The 19,696-nt window shown below is 48.5% G+C and carries 12 protein-coding genes and 7 pseudogenes; 18 read left to right on the top strand and 1 reads right to left on the bottom strand.

Going from position 1 to position 19,696, the window contains the following annotated elements; translation table 11 throughout:
• The first annotated feature begins 8 nt into the window (after positions 1 to 8).
• Complete coding sequence (locus PXT33_RS04645) at positions 9 to 239, top strand: hypothetical protein (RefSeq protein ID WP_347070415.1); 231 nt, start codon at positions 9 to 11, stop codon at positions 237 to 239.
• 51 nt (positions 240 to 290) lie between these two features.
• Here the strand turns inward: PXT33_RS04645 and PXT33_RS04640 are convergent, their stop codons facing one another.
• Positions 291 to 1,235 (bottom strand): hypothetical protein, encoded by a 945-nt coding sequence (locus PXT33_RS04640; RefSeq protein WP_117810788.1) that lies wholly within the window; start codon positions 1,233 to 1,235, stop codon positions 291 to 293.
• Positions 1,236 to 1,671: 436 nt separating this feature from the next.
• Between PXT33_RS04640 and tet the strand changes: the two genes are divergently transcribed.
• From tet to PXT33_RS04550, 17 genes and pseudogenes are all read left to right on the top strand, one after another.
• Positions 1,672 to 3,609 (top strand): TetM/TetW/TetO/TetS family tetracycline resistance ribosomal protection protein, encoded by a 1,938-nt coding sequence (gene tet / locus PXT33_RS04635; RefSeq protein WP_035300359.1) that lies wholly within the window; start codon positions 1,672 to 1,674, stop codon positions 3,607 to 3,609.
• Between the two features lie 299 nt (positions 3,610 to 3,908).
• Positions 3,909 to 4,202, top strand: a complete 294-nt coding sequence (locus PXT33_RS04630; RefSeq protein WP_021631985.1) for a DUF3847 domain-containing protein — start codon at positions 3,909 to 3,911, stop codon at positions 4,200 to 4,202.
• Positions 4,203 to 5,668 (top strand): annotated as a pseudogene (gene mobQ / locus PXT33_RS14795) (MobQ family relaxase). It abuts the gene before it with no gap.
• Positions 5,665 to 6,042 (top strand): annotated as a pseudogene (locus tag PXT33_RS04615) (cysteine-rich VLP domain-containing protein); the annotation flags it as partial. The pseudogenes mobQ and PXT33_RS04615, both read left to right, overlap by 4 nt.
• Before the next feature lie 269 nt (positions 6,043 to 6,311).
• Complete coding sequence (locus PXT33_RS04610; protein ID WP_347070289.1) at positions 6,312 to 6,431, top strand: transposon-encoded TnpW family protein; 120 nt, start codon at positions 6,312 to 6,314, stop codon at positions 6,429 to 6,431.
• A 35-nt stretch (positions 6,432 to 6,466) separates the two neighbouring features.
• Positions 6,467 to 6,712, top strand: a pseudogene (locus PXT33_RS04605) (type IV secretory system conjugative DNA transfer family protein); the annotation flags it as partial.
• A 666-nt stretch (positions 6,713 to 7,378) separates the two neighbouring features.
• Positions 7,379 to 9,288, top strand: a pseudogene (ltrA, locus tag PXT33_RS04600) (group II intron reverse transcriptase/maturase).
• A gap of 131 nt (positions 9,289 to 9,419) precedes the next feature.
• A pseudogene (locus PXT33_RS04595) lies at positions 9,420 to 10,442 on the top strand (VirD4-like conjugal transfer protein, CD1115 family); the annotation flags it as partial.
• Between the two features lie 12 nt (positions 10,443 to 10,454).
• Complete coding sequence (locus PXT33_RS04590; protein WP_002304332.1) at positions 10,455 to 10,775, top strand: hypothetical protein; 321 nt, start codon at positions 10,455 to 10,457, stop codon at positions 10,773 to 10,775.
• Positions 10,776 to 10,780: 5 nt separating this feature from the next.
• On the top strand, positions 10,781 to 11,173 hold the full coding sequence (locus PXT33_RS04585) for a helix-turn-helix domain-containing protein (RefSeq protein ID WP_002304334.1): 393 nt from the start codon (positions 10,781 to 10,783) through the stop codon (positions 11,171 to 11,173).
• A gap of 83 nt (positions 11,174 to 11,256) precedes the next feature.
• Positions 11,257 to 11,472 (top strand): Maff2 family mobile element protein, encoded by a 216-nt coding sequence (locus PXT33_RS04580; RefSeq protein ID WP_002576404.1) that lies wholly within the window; start codon positions 11,257 to 11,259, stop codon positions 11,470 to 11,472.
• A 25-nt stretch (positions 11,473 to 11,497) separates the two neighbouring features.
• Entirely contained in the window at positions 11,498 to 12,364 is an 867-nt protein-coding gene (locus tag PXT33_RS04575; protein ID WP_332376008.1) for a VirB6/TrbL-like conjugal transfer protein, CD1112 family, read from the top strand.
• 17 nt (positions 12,365 to 12,381) lie between these two features.
• Entirely contained in the window at positions 12,382 to 12,816 is a 435-nt protein-coding gene (locus PXT33_RS04570) for a PrgI family protein (RefSeq protein ID WP_002304375.1), read from the top strand.
• Positions 12,776 to 14,785, top strand: a pseudogene (locus tag PXT33_RS04565) (VirB4-like conjugal transfer ATPase, CD1110 family); the annotation flags it as partial. The gene PXT33_RS04570 and the pseudogene PXT33_RS04565, both read left to right, overlap by 41 nt.
• Positions 14,786 to 15,532: 747 nt before the next feature.
• Positions 15,533 to 17,461 (top strand): group II intron reverse transcriptase/maturase, encoded by a 1,929-nt coding sequence (ltrA, locus tag PXT33_RS04560; protein WP_332376007.1) that lies wholly within the window; start codon positions 15,533 to 15,535, stop codon positions 17,459 to 17,461.
• A 94-nt stretch (positions 17,462 to 17,555) separates the two neighbouring features.
• Positions 17,556 to 17,945: pseudogene (locus tag PXT33_RS04555) on the top strand (VirB4-like conjugal transfer ATPase); the annotation flags it as partial.
• A gap of 3 nt (positions 17,946 to 17,948) precedes the next feature.
• The gene (locus PXT33_RS04550) at positions 17,949 to 19,685 is read left to right on the top strand and encodes a C40 family peptidase (protein WP_002304377.1); all 1,737 of its coding nucleotides are present in this window, start codon (positions 17,949 to 17,951) and stop codon (positions 19,683 to 19,685) included.
• Positions 19,686 to 19,696 lie beyond the last annotated feature (11 nt).

Below are 19,696 nucleotides of genomic sequence, written 5' to 3'. Positions count from 1 at the left end.
AGGCGGCTTTGCAGGATTTGAAAGCCCGCGCCGAAACCGACCCGGTAGCGGCGGCAGAGTTGGCGCAGCAGAGAGCGCAACAGTCAGAAGCGGTAAAGAAGTCCCGTCAGAAAATGTATGCGGACGCTGCCGCCGGAGATCCCGAAGCCCAGGCCCGGTATGAACGTATGCTTGCCGCGAGGCGGGAGAACTACCACAGGAAGAAACAGGCAGAAGCCGAAGCTGCTCAAGTCAGCTAACGTAGATACAGAAAACGCCAGGGACAACGATAGTCCGTGGCGTTTTTGTCATTACTGCCGTTCCAGCAAATCCATATATTTCTGACGTTCGCCCTCCGGGACTTTCAGCGCCGCCATAGCCTGTTCAATGGTCAGCCCCATCGTTTCCATGAGGTTTTTGATAGAGGACAAGATACCTTTAGCAACGCCTTTTTCCTCAACGCCCTTGCTCAAATTACACATGACCGACACCTCCCTTTCCATTGTCTGCGTCATTTGAATGTCGTAATCGTCCTGCAAAATTTTCCGCTTTTCCGCCTCGCTGGTTTCGTTGGAGAGAAGCACATCCAGCATCCGCAATACGCCGTCATAATTTGACCCATCCGGCCCGCCAAGGCACAGCATGATGATGGACAGCAAATCATAATTCCTGATGGGTTCTTTGCCCTCGCCGACCAGATATTCTTCCACCAGCCGATACCGGGTAATGGTGTTCTCTCGATACTGCGGCGGTTTCATGCAAATCCAGATGGAGTAGACCTTCTTGATTTTCTCATAATGGGAGCCAGTGAACTCCCTGCCGTACTGGGAAGAAATCATGCGGCAACAGTAGTATATGCCACGCTTTATCAGCGGATAGCCGGGGTAAAAATCGTTCTGGGCCTCCACGTTGATGATGAGGGCAATTTGTTCCTCGGAGTCGGGAACGATGGCGCGGAAGCGAATGTCATAGGTGACTGTCCCCTCGCGCACCGATTTGTCCTCGGTGTCCATGCCGCTGATGACTGTGCCACCCTCGTCCGGCAGCACCGGGACGGCGGACACCTGGGGTTGGCCCTCAATGTACTTCTCGGCAATATCATTGACATCGCAATCCTTGTATTCTTCCAGGCAGGACTTCATAATCCGCGCCAGGATTGCCTTTTCAGACAGGACACGCTTACAGGCGGCATCATAACCCGCGCTGTCATCTGTGACGTGCAGTCCCTGGGCGATTGTCGTTTTGAGCTCCACCATCCTCACCTTCTTTCGTTTCATTCTACCACAGCTTTGCCAGCGCGTCCACTTCTTTTTGAAAAGAGTTGCGTATGGCGTATACACGAGAGAGATATGGAGGTGCAGTGACAGAAAAAATTTATCTTAACAGGGTTGCTTTTGGGAATTTGATATGCTATACTATAAAAAAATCCAAGCAAAGGAGTTTATCAATATGCGGCAAGGTATTCTTAAATAAAATTTGATAATGGGAACAAAGACAAACGTCCTCAAGGAGAGGGCTTGGTTTTTGTACCCAATTTAAGAATACTTTTGCCTTTTCATTTCATATCGTGATAGACAACGGCCAGCCTTGGCCGCAGTTTTCATGTGTGTCCTACCTATCATCCCCAGCGGTAAAAGTATTTGTCGCTGGGGATTTTTGCGCCCTTCTGGGCCTTGTATGGAGGACAATCATATGAAAATCATCAATATTGGCATTCTTGCTCATGTAGACGCAGGTAAGACGACCTTGACGGAGAGCCTGTTATATACCAGCGGAGCAATCGAGGCGCCCGGCAGTGTGGATCAGGGAACAACGAGAACGGACACCATGTTTTTAGAGCGGCAGCGTGGAATCACCATTCAAACGGCGGTCACTTCCTTTCAGTGGCACGATTGTAAGGTCAACATTGTGGATACTCCTGGGCATATGGATTTCTTAGCGGAGGTCTATCGCTCCCTTGCCATTCTTGACGGAGCGATTTTGGTTGTTTCTGCAAAAGACGGCGTTCAGGCGCAGACCCGTATTCTGTTTCATGCTCTGCAAGTAATGAAAATCCCAACTGTTATCTTTATTAACAAAATCGACCAGGACGGGATTGACCTGCCAGGTGTGTATCAGTCTATCCGAGATAAGCTCTCCGCAAATATGATTATTAAGCAGAACGTGCAGCTTTCCCCGGATATATCCATCATGGAAAACATGGGGCTGGAGAATTGGGATACCGTGATTGCGGACTGTGATGAATTGTTGGAGAAATATATTGCCGGAGAACCAATGGACAAAGAAGAACTTCTGCGGGAGGAAAACAGGAGAATCCAAAGCGTCTCTCTGTTTCCGGTCTATCATGGCAGTGCCAAGGTAAACTTGGGAATCCGACAACTCATTGAAGCGGTCACAGATACATTCCAATCACCCACCGGGCAGAACAGCTCTGAATTGTGCGGAACTGTGTTCAAAGTTGAGTACGCAAACCAGAGCCAACGCCTTGCCTATCTGCGGTTGTATAGCGGTACGCTTCATTTGCGGGATTCCGTAGCCTTGGCAGGGAAAGAAAAACTGAAAATTACGGAAATGCGTATCCCCTCAAAGGGTGAGATTGTCCGAACAGAGATTGCCCATGCGGGCGAGATCGTCATTGTACCCTGCGACAGTTTGCGGCTGAATGATGTGCTGGGAAACAAACTGCTGCTGCCCCGTGAAACGTGGAGCGACAATCCTCTCCCTTTGCTGCGGACAACAATTGCACCAGAGAAACCAGAACAGAGGGAACGCTTGTTAAACGCCTTGACAGAAATTGCGGATACCGACCCGCTTCTGCGCTATGAAGTAGACGCTGTGACCCATGAGATCATTCTCTCCTTTTTGGGCCGGGTACAATTGGAAATTATCTCTGATCTTCTGGTGGAAAAATATCAGCTCAACACAACTGCAAAAGAACCTACCGTCATCTATATGGAGAGGCCATTGAAAGCGGTAAGTCACACCATTCATATCGAAGTGCCGCCCAATCCATTCTGGGCGTCCATCGGGCTGTCCGTCACCCCTCTCCCCCTTGGCACCGGAGTGCAGTATGAGAGCAAAGTTTCCGTTGGATACTTGAATCAGAGTTTTCAAAACGCTGTATTGGATGGTATCCGCTACGGTCTGGAACAAGGCGTGTATGGATGGAAGGTAACGGACTGTAAAATCTGTTTTGAGTATGGGCTTTATTATAGTCCGGTCAGCACTCCCGCAGACTTTCGGTCATTGGCACCTATTGTATTGGAGCAGGTGTTGAAAAAGGCGGGGACGCAGCTATTGGAACCATATCTTTCTTTTACACTCTATGCGCCGCAGGAATATCTCTCCAGAGCTTATCATGACGCACCAAAATATTGCGCGAGTATTGAAACGACCCAGGTTAAAAACAGCGAGGTGATTTTTACTGGCGAAATCCCTGCCCGCTGTGTGCAAGAGTACCGCAATGACCTCACCTTTTATACAAACGGGAGAAGCGTTTGTTTAACAGAATTGAAGGGGTATCAAATCGCCAGCGGCGAACCAGTTTTTCAGCCACGCCGCCCAAACACCCGGATTGATAAGGTGCGCCATATGTTCAACAAAATTCTCCCATCAATGATGGACTTATAAAATCCCTTTGGAACAAAGGGCGCACTTCTATACATGGTCTGCGACCATGTATCGTGCGCTCTGCGAGGCTACGGCCCGGACTTCCGAAAGTCCGGGCCGTTTGCGTCGCTCCGCTCCGTACAAGGGGCTGCGCCCTTGCGCCGCTTTGCGGCTATCCCTGCGCCCTCGCTGGAAAGGTACATCCGCTCTGCGTCTGCACCTTTCCAGCGAGGCTAAAACCGAATACCGTTACCCTTGACCGTTTACCCGACACAGCAGGTAGACGGTCTTTTGTTTTGCCAAGAAGGAGGTCAAACACGATGGACAAGTCACGCGAAGAATTAGAGAAAGAGTATGCTGAGGCCACCGCTAAGTTGGAGCAGTACCAGCACAGAGGCCAGCGGTATGAGAACCGCATCCGCTACTACACCCAAGGCGAAAGGAAGAAGCGAAACCACCGACTTATCACCCGTGGCGGAGCGGTGGAGAGTATCGCCCCGGAGGTGCGCGGCATGAGCGAAAGGGCCTTTTTTCTTTTGATGGAAAAGGTCTTTTCCCTGCCGGAAGTTGCCGCCCTGGTGAGCCAAGCCACTGACCAGCAGGAAAGCGGATAATTGGCCCTGTTCCATCTCCACGTTACCCAGGTCAAACGGAGCGCGGGACAGTCTGTTGTCACGTCCGCCGCCTACCGAGCCGGGGAGAAATTGTATAGCGAATACTATGGCGAGGTCAGCGACTACACCCACAAGGGCGGCGTGGTCTGCACAGACATTCTCCTGCCGCCCCAGGCCCCCAACCAGTACCAAGACCGCGCCACCCTCTGGAACGCCGTGGAGAAGGCCGAGCGCGGCAAGAAAGCCCAGCTTGCATATAGCTTTGACATTGCCTTGCAGAACGAGTTTTCATTGGAGGAAAACATCGCTCTTGCAAGGCAATTTGTTTCGGAGCAGCTTGTGGGCCGGGGCATGATTGCCGACTTTGCCATCCACCAGCCGGACAAGGAGGACGGCGGTATTCCTAACCCGCACTTTCATGTTCTCTGCCCCATCCGGCCCATTGAGCCAGACGGCAAATGGGGGTGCAAGCAGCGCCGCCGCTACCGTCTGGACGAGGACGGGAACCGCATTATGGGAGAGGACGGCAAGCCCTCTTTGACGCTGTTCCCACTACCGACTGGGGAAGCCCGGAAACACTGGAACATTGGCGGGAGGCGTGGGCCGCTATGGTGAACGCCAAGTTTGAGGAAAAGGGGCTGACCTGCCGCATCGACCACCGCTCCTATGAGCGTCAGGGCCTTGACCTGCTGCCCACCGTCCATGAGGGCGTGGCCGTCCGCCAGATGGAGGCCAAGGGCATCCCCACCGACAAGGGCGATCTGAACCGCTGGATAAAAAAGGCCAACAACATTCTGCGGGATATTCGGAAGAAAATCGCCGGCCTGACGGATTGGATTAAGGCCATAAAAGAAGAATTGAGCAAGCCCCAGGCCCCGACCCTTGCCGCCCTGCTGACCGACTACTATGAGGGCCGGAACGCCGGAGCATGGAGCCGCAACGCCAGGATTGGAAATCTTAAAGGTTTTGCCGAGGCCATCAATTTTCTGACCGAGAGGGGCATCGCTACGCTGGAAGATTTAGAGACCCATATCGCCGCCCAGAGTGAACGAACGGAGGCCATCAACACATCCATGAAAGCGAAGCGTGACCGTCTGAACGAATTGAAGGAACTGCTTCGCCTTGTTGACCTCTACCGAGACACCAAGCCCGTCTATGACGAGTTGCAGGGTATCAAGTGGAAGGGCAAGCGGGAAAAATTCGAGAGGGAGCATGAGAACGAGTTGAGGACGTTCCACATGGCCCGCCGGAAGCTGGACAAGCACCGTTCCCCTGCTGGTAAAATCCCCGTTCATGCGTGGGAACAGGAACAGGCGAGGCTTCACCAGGAGTACACAGCCGAGTATGAGCAGTACAAGCCTATCCAAGACGATTTGCGGCGGCTTCAACAGGTGAAGCGGAACGCCGATGCTGCCATACACCAGCAGGAGCAGACCCAGCAGAAACGCCGGGAGGTGGAGCGGTGAACGGCATTCCCCGACTGACCTACCAGCAGTACCGAGCCGTCCGGCGGCTGGTGCATGACTGCTGCAATTATGACGGCGGCAACTGTCTTGCTCTTGATGACGGCTGGGAGCCTTGTGTCTGCGTCCAGAGTATCACCTATTCCCTGGTCTGTAAATGGTTCCGCGCCGCCGTCCTGCCAACAGACAAGGGGTTGTGTGCCGCCTTGCTCCACCGAGGACAGGCGCGGCCCTGTGCCGAGTGCGGGGCGATGTTCGTGCCGCGCTCCAATCGGGGCAAATACTGTGACGAGTGCGCCGCCAATGTGCGCCGGAGAAAGAAAGCTGCCAGCGAACGGGAACGCCGCAGGCGTGGACATTTAGAGGCTGAAAAGCCTTGCAATCAGGGGGCTTGTGGACAGTCCTCAAAGGGGACTAATACATTCCCCTTCCCCACTCCAACGTGGGCGGCAAAATGGCGCTCACGTGGATTAACTTTGATGAATGATGAAAGGAGAGCCTATGACCTACGACCCCAGCATGACGATCACCAGCACCATCCCCGCCCCGGAGGGGAGCGACAGCACCAGCAGAGAGGGCAAGGCCATCCCCTGCCCGTGATGGCGGGCGGCAACGCTTCACCCGCCCCGGACGTACCGCCACCGATATGGTAAAGACCGTTGGCGGTACGACCTTTGATATTTATTTCCATTTCAGCCAGACCAGCCGGGAAACCTTTACCGACAAGGTACTGCGCCTTATTCAATCCGATGTTGTAACCTCATAAAAATAATTTACTTTTTTCTCTATCCTTATTGACAAAACCCGAAAGGCAGCATCGTGATTGAGTGCGGCAACGCCCTTTTGAAGCATGGCTACACCATCAAGATTTTCAACACCATCAACTTTCAGAAGTCGATGCACTATAACCCATTTGCCTATATCCATTCAGAAAAAGACATTCTGAAACTGGTGACAACGCTGATTGCCAACACAAAGGGTGATGGAAAAGCCGGTGATGAGTTCTGGACGAGTGCGACTCGTTCGCAGACGGTAAAAGTCTGCGCACGAGCAACGGTTTTCCGTTGTTCGGAGAACTGGTAGTTTGATAGGTGGAATGACGGGGTAACGCCCTGAAACGCCTACCCTTGATGGGCGTGCATTAGCTGTAATGGCTGGTGTACGAAGCCCCATGACAAAGGCTGAGAGTAACCGTAACCACTGCCTAAAGTGGTCGAAAGCGGTCTGGAGGCAGACTGTGTTACCTATAAGCCGAGAGTCTATAAGATACCTATGGTTAGAATGTTCGCTTTGGCGGGCGGACTGACGAACCTGCGAATGTACAGGTCTAAAAGAAGACCACGCAGAAATGTGTGGGTGCGTTAATGCGCAGTCGGTGTGGTTTAGTAGAAATTGATCCTACGAACGACCATGCTGTGTTACAGGCACAGGCAAGCCGACAGGTCTATAGCAGGAACCTATGGGTATGTATGAACAGATAGAACTATCGGAACGAGGAAAGGCAGCAGATTCCGCAAGGAATAGTCTGACGAAAAACAATAAGCAGACGAACTGCTGCTGAAAAGTAGTGGTCGAACCTATGATGTGCTTGCGTTATGTGAGCTACGGAGGAATGGCCACAAGTCGGTTGAGATAAGCAGGCATTATTCAATCCAACATAAGGATTCGAGTAAGACCAAAAGGGTCACTTTCGCAAAAAGGAGGTGATGCCTTATGCCAAAGAAAAACAAAACTCTATGTGTAGATGACTTACGTCATGCCGAGTATTACGGTATGCAGCCAGTTTTTGATGAACTCTATCATCGAAGTTTGGAGGAGAAAATTTTACCGACCTTATGGATTTAATTCTGAGCCGGGACAACATTCTTCTGGCATATCGGAACATCAAAGCAAACGGAGGAAGCTACACAGCAGGAACAGACAACAAAAACATCAGTGACATCGGGTGTTTACCGCCCGAAACAGTTGCAGAGAAAGTGAGGTTTATTGTCACAGGAAGTCAGCACGGATACCGCCCAAAGCCGGTAAGACGCAAAGACATTCCGAAACCAAACGGAAAAACCAGACCGTTAGGTATTCCCTGTATCTGGGACAGGCTGGTACAGCAATGTATCAAACAGGTCATAGAGCCAATCTGCGAAGCGAAATTCAGCGACAACAGTTACGGCTTTCGCCCGAACCGTTCCGTGGAACACGCCGTGCAGAAAACTTACACCATGCTTCAACGCATGAACCTGCATTATGTGATTGAGTTTGATATAAAAGGATTTTTCGACAACGTAAATCACAGCAAGCTAATGCGGCAAATATGGGCAATGGGAATACACGACAAACAGTTGATTTTTATTATCAAGCGGATTCTGAAAGCACCGATTAGAATGCCAGACGGCACTACACTCATTCCAGACAAAGGCACTCCGCAAGGCGGTATCATTTCACCGTTGCTTGCCAATATCGTGCTGAATGAACTGGACAAATGGGTTGAGAGCCAATGGCAGAACCACCCTCTTGTAAAGGAATACGGGTATGAGAGGAAAATCAGAAACTCGATTACTTTTGACCGGAGCAAGGCATTCCTCAAAATGAGGAAAACAGGGTTGAAAGAAATGTATATCGTGAGATATGCAGATGATTTCAGAATTTTCTGCCGGAATAAAGAGGACGCTTTGAGAACGAAAGAGGCTGTAACGGCATGGATAACCGAGAGGCTGAGGTTGGAGGTATCGCCAGAGAAAACAAGGATAGTCAATGTTAGAAAACGCTATTCAGAGTTTCTTGGGTTTAAGATACGAGTCAGACCGAAAAGCAGGAAGTACATCGTGCAATCTCATATCTGTGACAAAAAGTTGGAACTGGAAAGGCAAAAACTGGTGGAACAGGCGAAACGAATTGCCCGACCTTCAGAGGGAAAAAGACCTTTGGACGAAATACGGCTGTACAATTCAATGGTTCTGGGAATACAGAATTATTTTCAACTTGCCACCTGCATCAGCATTGATTGCAGGAAAATCCACAGACAGGTCATGACAGTTTTAACAAATCGGCTCAATACAGAAACCGGGTGCAGACTTGTTCGAGAGGGCGGCGCAATGACCGAGAGCGAAAAAGAACGGTTTGGAAAGTCGGCAATGATACGGTATGTATCTGGAATCGACCAACCTATCTACCCTATCGCATACATCAAGAACAAGATACCGATGGCAAAGAAAGCGGCGGTTTGCAGTTACACGGTAGAGGGACGGGCATTGATACACACGAACCTAAGTATGAACTCATCTGTTCTATCAGGTTTGAGGAATCAACCGTCTATGGGGCGAAGCACAGAACTTACTGACAGCAGGATTTCACTATTCTCGGCTCAACGTGGAAAATGTGCGCTAAGTGGGGAACTCTTTGAAAATGCGGCTGACATAGTATGCTGGCTGAAAACACCGGCAGAATTGGGCGGCAAGGAACGCTATCGAAATATGATTTTGTTCCATAATAGATTTCTTCCACTCCTGCAAGAGTGTCCTAAGAATGAGCTAAAAGAGATAGCCGACACGCTCAAGGCAACAAAGGAACTGATGTTAAAAGTGAACAGTCTGCGCCAGCAGGCTGGTTTGTCCGCAATAGAAAACTAACATTTCATTTGGTGATTGATTAAATGCTTGTGAAAACAACCGATGGAACGCCGGATGCGGTGAAAGTCGCACGTCCGGTGTGGAGTGGGGAAAATCCGGCGATAACTTCAAAGGATTACCTATCACTATAGGCGGAAACGCTGCTCTACTGTGCCTTGATCGGATATATCCACTATGAAGCTCCGGTTGAGGAACAGAATTTCTCCACCCTGATTGAGTTCCTGAACGCAATGGAGGTGCGGGAAGATGATGAGGAGTTCCAGAACCCGGTGGATCTGATGTTTGAAGCCCTGGAAAAGAAAAAGCCGAATCACTTTGCAGTCCGTCAGTATAAAAAATACAAGCTGGCTGCCGGCAAGACCGCTAAGTCGATTTTGATTTCCTGCGGCGCTCGTCTGGCTCCTTTTGATATTCAGGAGGTCAGAGATGTGACTGCCTATGACGAGTTGCAGTTGGATACTCTCGGAGATAAGAAAACGGCGCTCTTTCTGATTATGTCAGATACGGATGCGACGTTTAATTTTTTGATCTCCATGATTTACACACAGCTGTTCAACTTGTTGTGCGAGAAAGCAGATGATGTGTACGGCGGCAGACTGCCGGTTCATGTGCGCTGCTTGATTGATGAGATGGCAAACATCGGTCAGATTCCCAATCTGGAAAAACTGGTAGCGACAATCCGAAGCCGTGAAATATCGGCTTGCCTTGTTCTCCAGGCACAATCACAGCTGAAAGCCATTTATAAAGACAATGCCGATACCATCATCGGCAACATGGATTCCCGAATTTTCCTGGGTGGTTCTGAGCCAACCACGCTCAAAGAACTGAATCAGGCATTGGGAAAAGAAACTATCGACACCTACAACACCTCCAACACCAGAGGTAACAGCCCGTCTTACGGCTTGAATTATCAGAAGTTAGGCAAAGACCTTGCGAGCGTAGATGAGCTTGCGGTTCTGGATGGCAGCAAGTGTATTTTGCAGTTGCGTGGTGTCAGACCGTTTCTTTCTGACAAGTACGATCTGACGCAGCACCCCAATTATAAGTACACATCAGACTTTGATAAGAGAAATGAGTTCAACATTGAGCAGTTTCTGAGTCGAAGGTTGAAGCTCAAGGCAGGTGATGAGTTTGTGGTAGTCGATGCGGATTAAGGAGGTTTCTGTTTGGAAAATCTGAAAACGGTATCTGCCCTGGTTAAGAACATCTTGGAACACGACCACAAGGCAAGAAATACCGACAATCATTTGTACCTGATGGTACTGGAACACTATTCCGGTCTGCGTGGCATCGACATTCATGCCATGACGGTTCCTGTGTTTTTGAAGGAACTGGATAGACGCAGCTTTCCGGGGTTTGAAACTGTCCGCAGAAGCAGACAGAAAGTGCAGGCAACCTACCCTGACCTTGCTCCCAGTGAAGCCGTAGGCAAGCGCAGAGCAAAAAATGAGGTTGTATATCGAGAATTTGCAGAAAGCGAGGTGTAAAAAAAATGACTTGGTGGATCACGGATACCTCTATTGGGCAGCGATTGAAGTTCGTTAGACGATTTCGCCGCCTTACCCAGAAAGAGCTTGGACTCCTGATGGGGTATTCCGAGAAAACAGCGGATGTCCGTATTGCTCAGTATGAGAAAAACGCTCGAACCCCTAATGCAGAAACCACAGCGAAACTCGCAGAGGTTCTGAAGGTTTCACCTGTCGTTTTTTCACCGACAATCTGTGCTTCTCGTGAAGATTTGTTGCAGTCAATGTATTGGCTGTTTCTTATGAAAGGTGGTGGTGATATATATGATTGTGAAACTGAATATGCAAGAAGCAGAATGGAACAGAAACTTGGCGTGATAACCGTCGAGGAGTTCCTTGAAAAGATTCTCGTAAACTAAGCCTTCCGTCCGGTTTTGATGCCGGTAGTACGGAGGGCTTTTTCTATTCTCAAAACAATTTCAAATTTTAGGAGGAAAATATTATGGCATTTTTCAATAGCGCAGTAACCGTTCTTCAGACTCTCGTTATCGCTCTGGGCGCAGGTCTTGGCATCTGGGGTGCAATCAATCTGCTTGAGGGCTACGGCAACGATAACCCCGGCGCAAAGTCCCAGGGCATGAAGCAGCTCATGGCTGGCGGCGGTGTTGCCCTCATCGGCACCACCCTTGTACCTCTGCTCTCCGGACTGTTCGGTTAATCACAAAACAAGGAGGTAATCGCCTTTGGACAGCATACTCCAACAGATCACAGACTGGCTGAAAGAAATGCTCGTTTCAGCTATTATGGGAAATCTGTCGGGGATGTTTGAGTCCGTCAACAACCAGGTTGGCGAGATAGCAACCTTCGTTGGCATGACCCCGGCGAATTTTTCGCCGGGTGTCTTTGCCATGGTACGAAACATCTCCGAGTCAGTGATTATCCCAATCGCAGGCTTGATTCTGACCTTCATTGCCTGTTATGAGCTAATTCAGATGATTATTGACCACAACAATCTGGCAAATTTTGAAACCTGGATCTTCTTCAAATGGGTGTTCAAGACTTTTGTTGCGGTCATGTTAATCACAAACACATTCAATATCACGATGGCTGTGTTTGATGTGACACAGCACGTTATAAACGCAAGCGCCGGTATCATATCCGGAAATACTGCCATAGATGCTTCGGCATTGGAAACAATGGAAGAAACGCTGATGGCAATGGATTTGGGTCCTTTGCTCGGCTTGTTCCTGCAATCCTTTATCGTGCAGGTCACGATGTCCGCTTTGGCAATCATCATCTTTGTGATCGTCTACGGTCGAATGATTGAAATTTATCTGATGGTCAGCCTTGCCCCGATTCCGCTTTCCACTTTTGGAAACAGAGAACAGAGCAATATCGGACAGAATTATCTGCGTTCGCTGTTTGCAATCGGATTCCAGGGATTCCTGATTATGATCTGCGTGGGCATTTATGCGGTGCTGATTCAGTCTATCGCATTCAGTGATGACATCATCGGTTCTATCTGGGGTGTTATGGGCTACACCGTCCTTTTGTGCTTCACCCTGTTTAAGACTGGTTCGCTTGCGAAGGGTGTATTCAGCGCTCACTAAGGGAAGGAGGAAATTGTTTGGCAGCGTATATTCCCGTACCTCGTGACCTGACGAGGGTAAAAACAAAAGTGTTCTTCAATCTGACGAAACGGCAGTTACTTTGCTTTGGTGCGGCGGCGCTCATCGGAGTGCCGATTTTCTTTCTGGTCAAAGCAACCGGAAATGTGAGCCTTGCAGCACTGTCCATGATGATCGTCATGTTACCGTTGTTCTTTCTGGCAATGTATGAAAAGGATAGTCAGCCGTTGGAAGTGGTTGTAGAACACTTCATTCAGACCAAATTCGTTCGTCCCAAGGTTCGCCCTTATCAGACGGACAACTATTATGACGCTTTGATGCGTCAGTACAAACTGGAAAAGGAGGTTGAACGAATTGTTTTTCAAAAAGAAGCCACAGGCAAGAAACATCAAAATGCCTGCAAATCTGAATCGGAAGCAGCAGCGAGAAATTAAAGCTGTTGTGGAACGGGCAAAGAAGGACAACGGTATTCCGCAGACTGCACAGCAGTCCATTCCCTTTCAGAGAATGTTCCCGGATGGCATCTGCCGTGTCACTGACAGTTATTACACCAAGACCATTCAGTTTCAGGACATCAACTATCAGCTGGCACAGCAGGAAGATAAGACTGCCATCTTCGATGAGTGGTGCAGTTTCCTGAATTTCTTTGACAGCTCCATTCACTTTGAGCTTTCCTTTATGAACCTGAGTACCGATGCTGAAAGCTTTGAAAAGAGTATCCGTATCCCGTTCAAGAAGGACAGCTTCAATCCCGTCCGTGCCGAGTATAGCCAGATGCTGAAAAAGCAGTTGGCGCAGGGCAACAACGGCTTGACCAAAACCAAGTACCTGACATTCGGCATTGAAGCCGAATCCATGCGGCAGGCAAAGCCGAGACTCAACCATATCGAAAACGATCTGCTCAATAACTTTCGGCGTTTGGGTGTCATTGCCACTACCATGAACGGCAAAGAGCGGCTGCATCTGATGCACTCTATGTTCCACATGGGTGATAATGATAAGTTCTTCTTCGATTGGAAGTATCTTGTGGAATCCGGGCTGTCCGTAAAGGACTTCATTGCTCCGACGGCGTTTGCCTTTAAGACCAACCGCACCTTCCAGATGGGCAGTATCTTCGGTTCGATGTCTTATCTGGCAATTACGGCATCAGACCTGTCTGATCGTATGCTGGCGGATTTTCTGGATATGGAATCCACGCAGATCGTGACCATGCACATCCAGTCGGTTGACCAGACTGCGGCGATTAAGACCATCAAGAGAATCATCACCGAGCTTGACCGTTCCAAAATCGAGGAACAGAAAAAGGCTGTGCGTTCTGGCTATGACATGGACATTATCCCATCTGACCTTGCTACCTATGGTAAAGATGCGAAGTCACTTCTGAAAGAATTGCAGAGCCAGAATGAGCGAATGTTCATGGTGACATTTCTGGTGCTGAACACCGGGCGCACCGAGCAGGAACTGGAGAACAATGTGTTCCAGGCACAGAGCATCGCCCAGAAGCATAACTGCAATCTGCGTCGTTTGGATTTTCAGCAGGAATCCGGACTGATGAGCAGCCTGCCTTTGGCACAAAACCTGATTGAGATTCGTCGTGGCCTGACTACCAGTTCCACGGCTATTTTTGTGCCTTTCACCACGCAGGAGCTGTTCCAGAATGGTGGAGAAACGCTCTATTACGGGCTGAATGCTCTGTCGAACAACCTTATCATGGTGGACAGAAAGAAGCTCAAGAACCCCAACGGACTGATTCTGGGTACTCCCGGTTCCGGTAAATCCTTTTCCGCAAAGCGTGAAATCACCAATGCGTTCCTGGTTACGGATGACGATATTATCATCTGCGACCCCGAAGCGGAATATGCGGCTCTGGTTCACAAGTTCAATGGTCAGGTGGTAAAAATCAGCTCCTCCAGTACCAACTATATCAACCCTATGGACATCAACCTGAACTACTCTGAGGATGACAACCCGGTAGCACTGAAAGCTGATTTTATCCTGTCCCTCTGTGAGTTGATTATGGGCAGTAAGGATGGCTTGCAGCCTATCGAAAAGACGGTTATCGACCGTTGTGTGCATCAGATTTACCAGAGATATTTCGACAATCCTGCCCCTGAGAATATGCCGATCCTTGAGGATTTGTATGATGCCCTTCTGAAACAGGACGAAAAGGAAGCCCACCATGTAGCGACCGCCTTGGAAATCTATGTTAAGGGTTCTCTGAAACTGTTTAACAACAGAACCAATGTGGATATTCAGAATCGTCTGGTGTGCTTCGACATTAAGGAGCTGGGCAATCAGCTGAAAAAAATCGGTATGCTGATCGTTCAGGATCAGGTCTGGGGGCGTGTAACTGCCAACCGTTCTGCCGGTAAATCGACCAGATATTATATTGACGAGTTCCATCGGACGAGACGTTCCGCTTGTTGAATAGACAGCGGGGTCAGTAGCCGTCCGTAAAAGAAAAAGCTACTGATACAACTGATATGGTGTTGTTCAAATGAAGGGGTAACGCCCTGAAGGGACACACGTAAACTCCCTACAGCGTGATAGTTGTGCAAAAGCTATCGGGTTGTCAAAAGTTAGGGTGAAGAGCAAAAAGCAGGTCCTAACAGGTAAGGCTGAGGAAAGATTCACAGAGGTGTGGGTTGCCTGTGATTATGTAGTGGAGCTGTATATGGTGAGTATCCACGGAAGTGGGGACGAACTGACGATTTAAAGAGTCTAAAATTCGAATGCGTTGAAAAGCGCATGCCAACGGTTTGGCGCTGATTACCGAAAAGTAACTGGGTGGAAGTGAAAGTCGGAGCATTGTTACAGGCAATGGAAATCAGCAGGCTCAAAGGAGGCACCTAAGTACAGTATAGTATATTGCACCATATTGGAACGTCGAAAGCAACGAACAGTGAGCAGTTGCACATGCTATGACCTGTTGGTAAGGAAAGCACACTGTATAACTTACCTTTATCGTTGTGAGAGCGGAGGCACGAGCGACGAAGCTCCTGTAATGGGAGTGGAGCAATAGCCTCTAGTGGGACGATTGGTCTGTCTGCCAGTCGACAAAACAAGTTTAATAAAGTAATGCAGTTAACATTCATAGGTTCGAGTATGACTAAGAGAAACAAGTCTTGCGAGAGTGAGGTGATGTTGACTATGCAAAGAAAGGAATTGTTAAAGAAAAGTGCTATCCGTCATGCTGAGTATTACGGCATGGTCGAAGTACAGGATGCATTATATGCGGATAGTGCGAACAAAAAGATTTTCACGGATCTGATAAGTATTATCGGTTCAGATGCCAATATCAAAATGGCATATCGTAATCTCAAATCAAACAAAGGAAGCAACACGCCTGGTGTCGACGGTAAGACCTTTAAGGACTTAGCTGAGATGTCAGAGGAAGCATTGGTTCGATGCGTTAGGGACAAAATCCTTAACTATCAACCCAAAGCGGTCAGAAGGGTGTATATCCCAAAGCCGAATGGAAAAATGCGACCATTAGGAATTCCTACTGTAATAGATAGGATTGTACAACAAAGCGTATTGCAGGTTATGGAGCCTATATGCGAAGCCAAGTTTTATCGGCACAGCTATGGTTTCAGACCGAATCGTAGCACTAAGAATGCCGTTGCCGTGTGTTACAAACTGGCGCAGGTGGACGGATTCCACTATGTAGTTGATGTAGATATCAAGGGATTCTTTGATAGCGTTGACCATGGGAAGCTACTGAAACAGATATGGACGTTGGGAATTCGGGATAAAAGGCTGATTTCCTTGATAGGAAAGATGCTGAAAGCCCCCATTGAAGAAAACGGGGTTAGAACGGTACCCGATAAAGGCACGCCACAGGGCGGTGTACTTAGTCCCTTACTGGCAAATATTGTGCTGAATGAGCTTGATTGGTGGATAGCCAGTCAATGGGAGGAAATGCCTGCAAAGCATCCTCTGAAAAGCGATATTTATATGAATAAAAATGGTACTCCGAATAAAGGGAATCTGTACAAGAAGTTGCGACAGTCCAGATTGAAAGAGTGCCACATAGTGAGATATGCGGATGATTTTAAGATATTTTGCAGGTCGTATTCTGATGCTTCCAAGCTAAAGCATGCGGTCGAGCAATGGCTAATGGACAGACTAAAGCTGGAAACATCTCCAGATAAGTCACGAATTACGAATCTTACCAAAGGCTATAGCGACTTCTTAGGCATAAAATTTAAACTTTACAAGAAGGGAAAGAAATGGTCTATCAAGTCTCATATGACTGACAAAGCCATCAATTCTCAACGAGTGAAGCTGAAAAATGCCATGGCGCGGGCCTGTAAATCTCACGAGAGTGAACAATCACAGCACGATGACCTCATCAGATACAACCAAGCAGTCATTGGTATGCATCAGTACTATAACATGGCTACTATGATAAATGCAGATGTTCACAGACTGTTCCCGTCGATTGACATAACCATGAAGACGAGACTGAATAGTCGGGCTGACCTCTCCAAGGAAAAACCGCCGACATTGAAAGGTGCGATGGACGAATATTTCTATCAGAAATATGGGGAGTCCAAACAGGTTAGATATATCAATGGTATGATTGTCGTTCCTGTAGCATACTGTAGGACGCAAAATCCAATGTTCTACCGAGTGGACACCAATCGTTACACCCCACAGGGACGTGAACGTATTCACCGCATGCTTGCTAAATCTGAATATGGAGAAACGCTGTTGAAGTTGAGTAGAGATAACGACACGAATCATAGTATCGAATTCTGTGACAACCGCCTATCAAGATTTGTGGCATCAAAGGGTAAGTGTGAACTCTCAAAGGTGTCCCTTGCGTTTGAAGATGTGGAATGCATATATCTTAATCCACCAAGCCAAGGTGGTACGGATGAATATGCAAACCTCAGAATCGTACACAAAGATATAAAGAGCCTTATCTATTCTAATGACGTGAAAATCATCAAGTCCCTCATCGATTTATTCGATTGTAGGGCACCTGCCAAGATTGCAAAGCTCAACAAATGGAGAGCTAAAGCAGGATTGGAAGCAATTAACCTTATAACAATTAACCAGAGTTTGAAGTAACTGTATTAGCAATAAAGACTTATCCCATGGAACGCCGTGTGCAATGAAAGTTGCTTGCACGGTGTGGCTCGGGGCGAAAGGCGTGAAAGCGTCTGACCTATCGAGATTGCTTCTGAAGGAAGAACAGACGGCAACCTATTCCGTAGAAATCTGGAAGCGATTCCGTAAATGGGGCGGCTTGCCGACCGGTATTACTCAGAATGTCAAAGACCTGCTTCGTTCCCCGGAGATTGCCAACATCCTCGAAAACTCTGATTTCATCTATATGCTGAATCAGGCAAGCGATGACCGAAGTATTCTGGCACAGCGGTTGAACATTTCGCCGCATCAGCTGTCCTATGTAACCAACTCCGGTGAGGGCGAAGGACTTCTGTTCTATGGCAATGTGATTCTGCCGTTCATTGACCGATTCCCGACAGATCTGGAACTGTATCGCATTATGACCACGAAGTTAAACGAGGTGGCACAGGAAAAGGAGGCGTAATGTATGGCGAAAAGACCTACACGACTCCGTTTTACCGAAGATGACCTTGCAGATTCTCATGTGAAGAAAGCTGCCGACCGTGCAGATAAGGCGGTTGATAGGGCTGAAAAAGCGGCAGACAAATTGGCTTCTAAAAAGGCAAAGCCGAAGCTAAAGCTGGAAACAGATGCAGCCGGTTCCCGTAAAGCAAAGCTCCGTTTTGAAAAAGCGGAGTTTACGGAAATCGAGCGCCCATCTGTGGCAAAGCACATGGCAAGCCGTGGTGCCGCAGTCACGCTCACATCCAAAGCACATCGGGCGGTGTCAGAATATGAGGATGATAATATCGGCGTTCAGGCTGTGCAGGAAACGACCAAGGCTGTTGAATCCACTGTCTATACCGTCGATCATGCCGTTTACAGTCACAAGCTGAAAGCCTACGACAAGGCGGAAAAGCTGGTTGAGAAGTCAGATAAAGCAAATGTAAATGCCCTGTATGAGAAGTTCAAAAAGGACAACCCCGATGCCGGTTCCAATCCCTTTTCCCGTTGGCAACAGAAAAGGGCAATCAAGAAAGAATATGCTGCCGCCAAAGCCGGTAAGAATACCGCTTCGACAACGGCTTCTGCATCTAAGGGTGCAGGCAAGGCAACGGGCAAAGCAGCTCAGGGAGCCAAGAACATCACAGAAAGAGTAACGGAGTTCTGCACCACACACTCTAAAACGATTCTGTTTGTTTTGATTGCCGGACTGCTTTTTATGATACTCTCAGGGATGTTCTCGTCTTGTTCGGCTATGTTCCAAGGCGGCACACAGATCATTCTGGGAACTTCTTTTACTGCAAAAGAGGAAGATATTATTGGTGCGGACAATGATTACAAGGCTTTGGAAGCTGCGCTCCGCAATAAAATCAATAATATCGAGCGTACTCATAGCGGATATGACGAGTACCGGTATGACCTTGATGAAATCAACCACAATCCTTATGAGCTGGCGGCGTATTTGACGGTGAAGTTTGAGGATTACACCAGAGATGAGGTGCAGGCTACCCTGCAATGGCTATTTGAGCAACAATATGAGCTGACCCTGACGGAAGTAGTAGAGATTCGTACACGAACAACATCTTCTACTGATCCCGAAACGGGAGAGACAACAACAGAGGAAGAAGATTACGAATATTATATTCTGAATGTGAAGCTCAGAAATAAGGGCTTGAACAGTGTGATTTCAAATTCCGGCTTGTCGGAAGATGATATGGAGCGATATAGAATTTTGCTTCAGACAAGGGGCAACAGACCGGATATTTTCGGAAATGACATTTACGCCACCCCTGGCGGCGAGTACACCGATTATGATATTCCGGGCGAAGCGCTGACAGACACAAGATTTGCCAATATGATTCGGGAAGCTGAAAAATATCTGGGATACCCGTATGTGTGGGGCGGCAGCAGCCCGTCTACCTCCTTTGACTGCTCCGGATTTGTTTCCTATGTAATCAATCACTGCGGAAACGGTTGGAGTGTTGGTCGTTTGACCGCAAACGGTTTGATGGGCGTATGCGACATTATCCCGAAAAGCTCTGCCAAACCGGGAGATTTGATTTTCTTCCAAGGCACTTATGATACCTCCGGTGCATCACACGTTGGTATCTATGTTGGCAATGGTATGATGATCCACTGCGGAAACCCCATTTCCTACGCTTCTATCGAATCGAATTACTGGCAACAGCATTTTTACTGCTTCGGCAGAATCAGAAACTAAAGGAGGGATGG

Origin of the sequence: Faecalibacterium taiwanense, assembly GCF_036632915.2 — a bacterium.
GTDB classification, from domain to species: Bacteria; Bacillota; Clostridia; order Oscillospirales; family Ruminococcaceae; genus Faecalibacterium; species Faecalibacterium taiwanense.
This window is presented reverse-complemented; position numbering and strand designations above follow the sequence as displayed.

Coding starts and splice junctions, on each gene's coding strand:
- PXT33_RS04630 (WP_021631985.1), top strand. CDS start 3,909: ATGGACAAGTCACGCGAAGAATTAGAGAAAGAGTATGCTGAGGCCACC.
- PXT33_RS04640 (WP_117810788.1), bottom strand. CDS start 1,235: ATGGTGGAGCTCAAAACGACAATCGCCCAGGGACTGCACGTCACAGAT.
- tet (WP_035300359.1), top strand. CDS start 1,672: ATGAAAATCATCAATATTGGCATTCTTGCTCATGTAGACGCAGGTAAG.
- ltrA (WP_332376007.1), top strand. CDS start 15,533: ATGCAAAGAAAGGAATTGTTAAAGAAAAGTGCTATCCGTCATGCTGAG.
- PXT33_RS04585 (WP_002304334.1), top strand. CDS start 10,781: ATGACTTGGTGGATCACGGATACCTCTATTGGGCAGCGATTGAAGTTC.
- PXT33_RS04580 (WP_002576404.1), top strand. CDS start 11,257: ATGGCATTTTTCAATAGCGCAGTAACCGTTCTTCAGACTCTCGTTATC.
- PXT33_RS04550 (WP_002304377.1), top strand. CDS start 17,949: ATGGCGAAAAGACCTACACGACTCCGTTTTACCGAAGATGACCTTGCA.
- PXT33_RS04610 (WP_347070289.1), top strand. CDS start 6,312: ATGGTAAAGACCGTTGGCGGTACGACCTTTGATATTTATTTCCATTTC.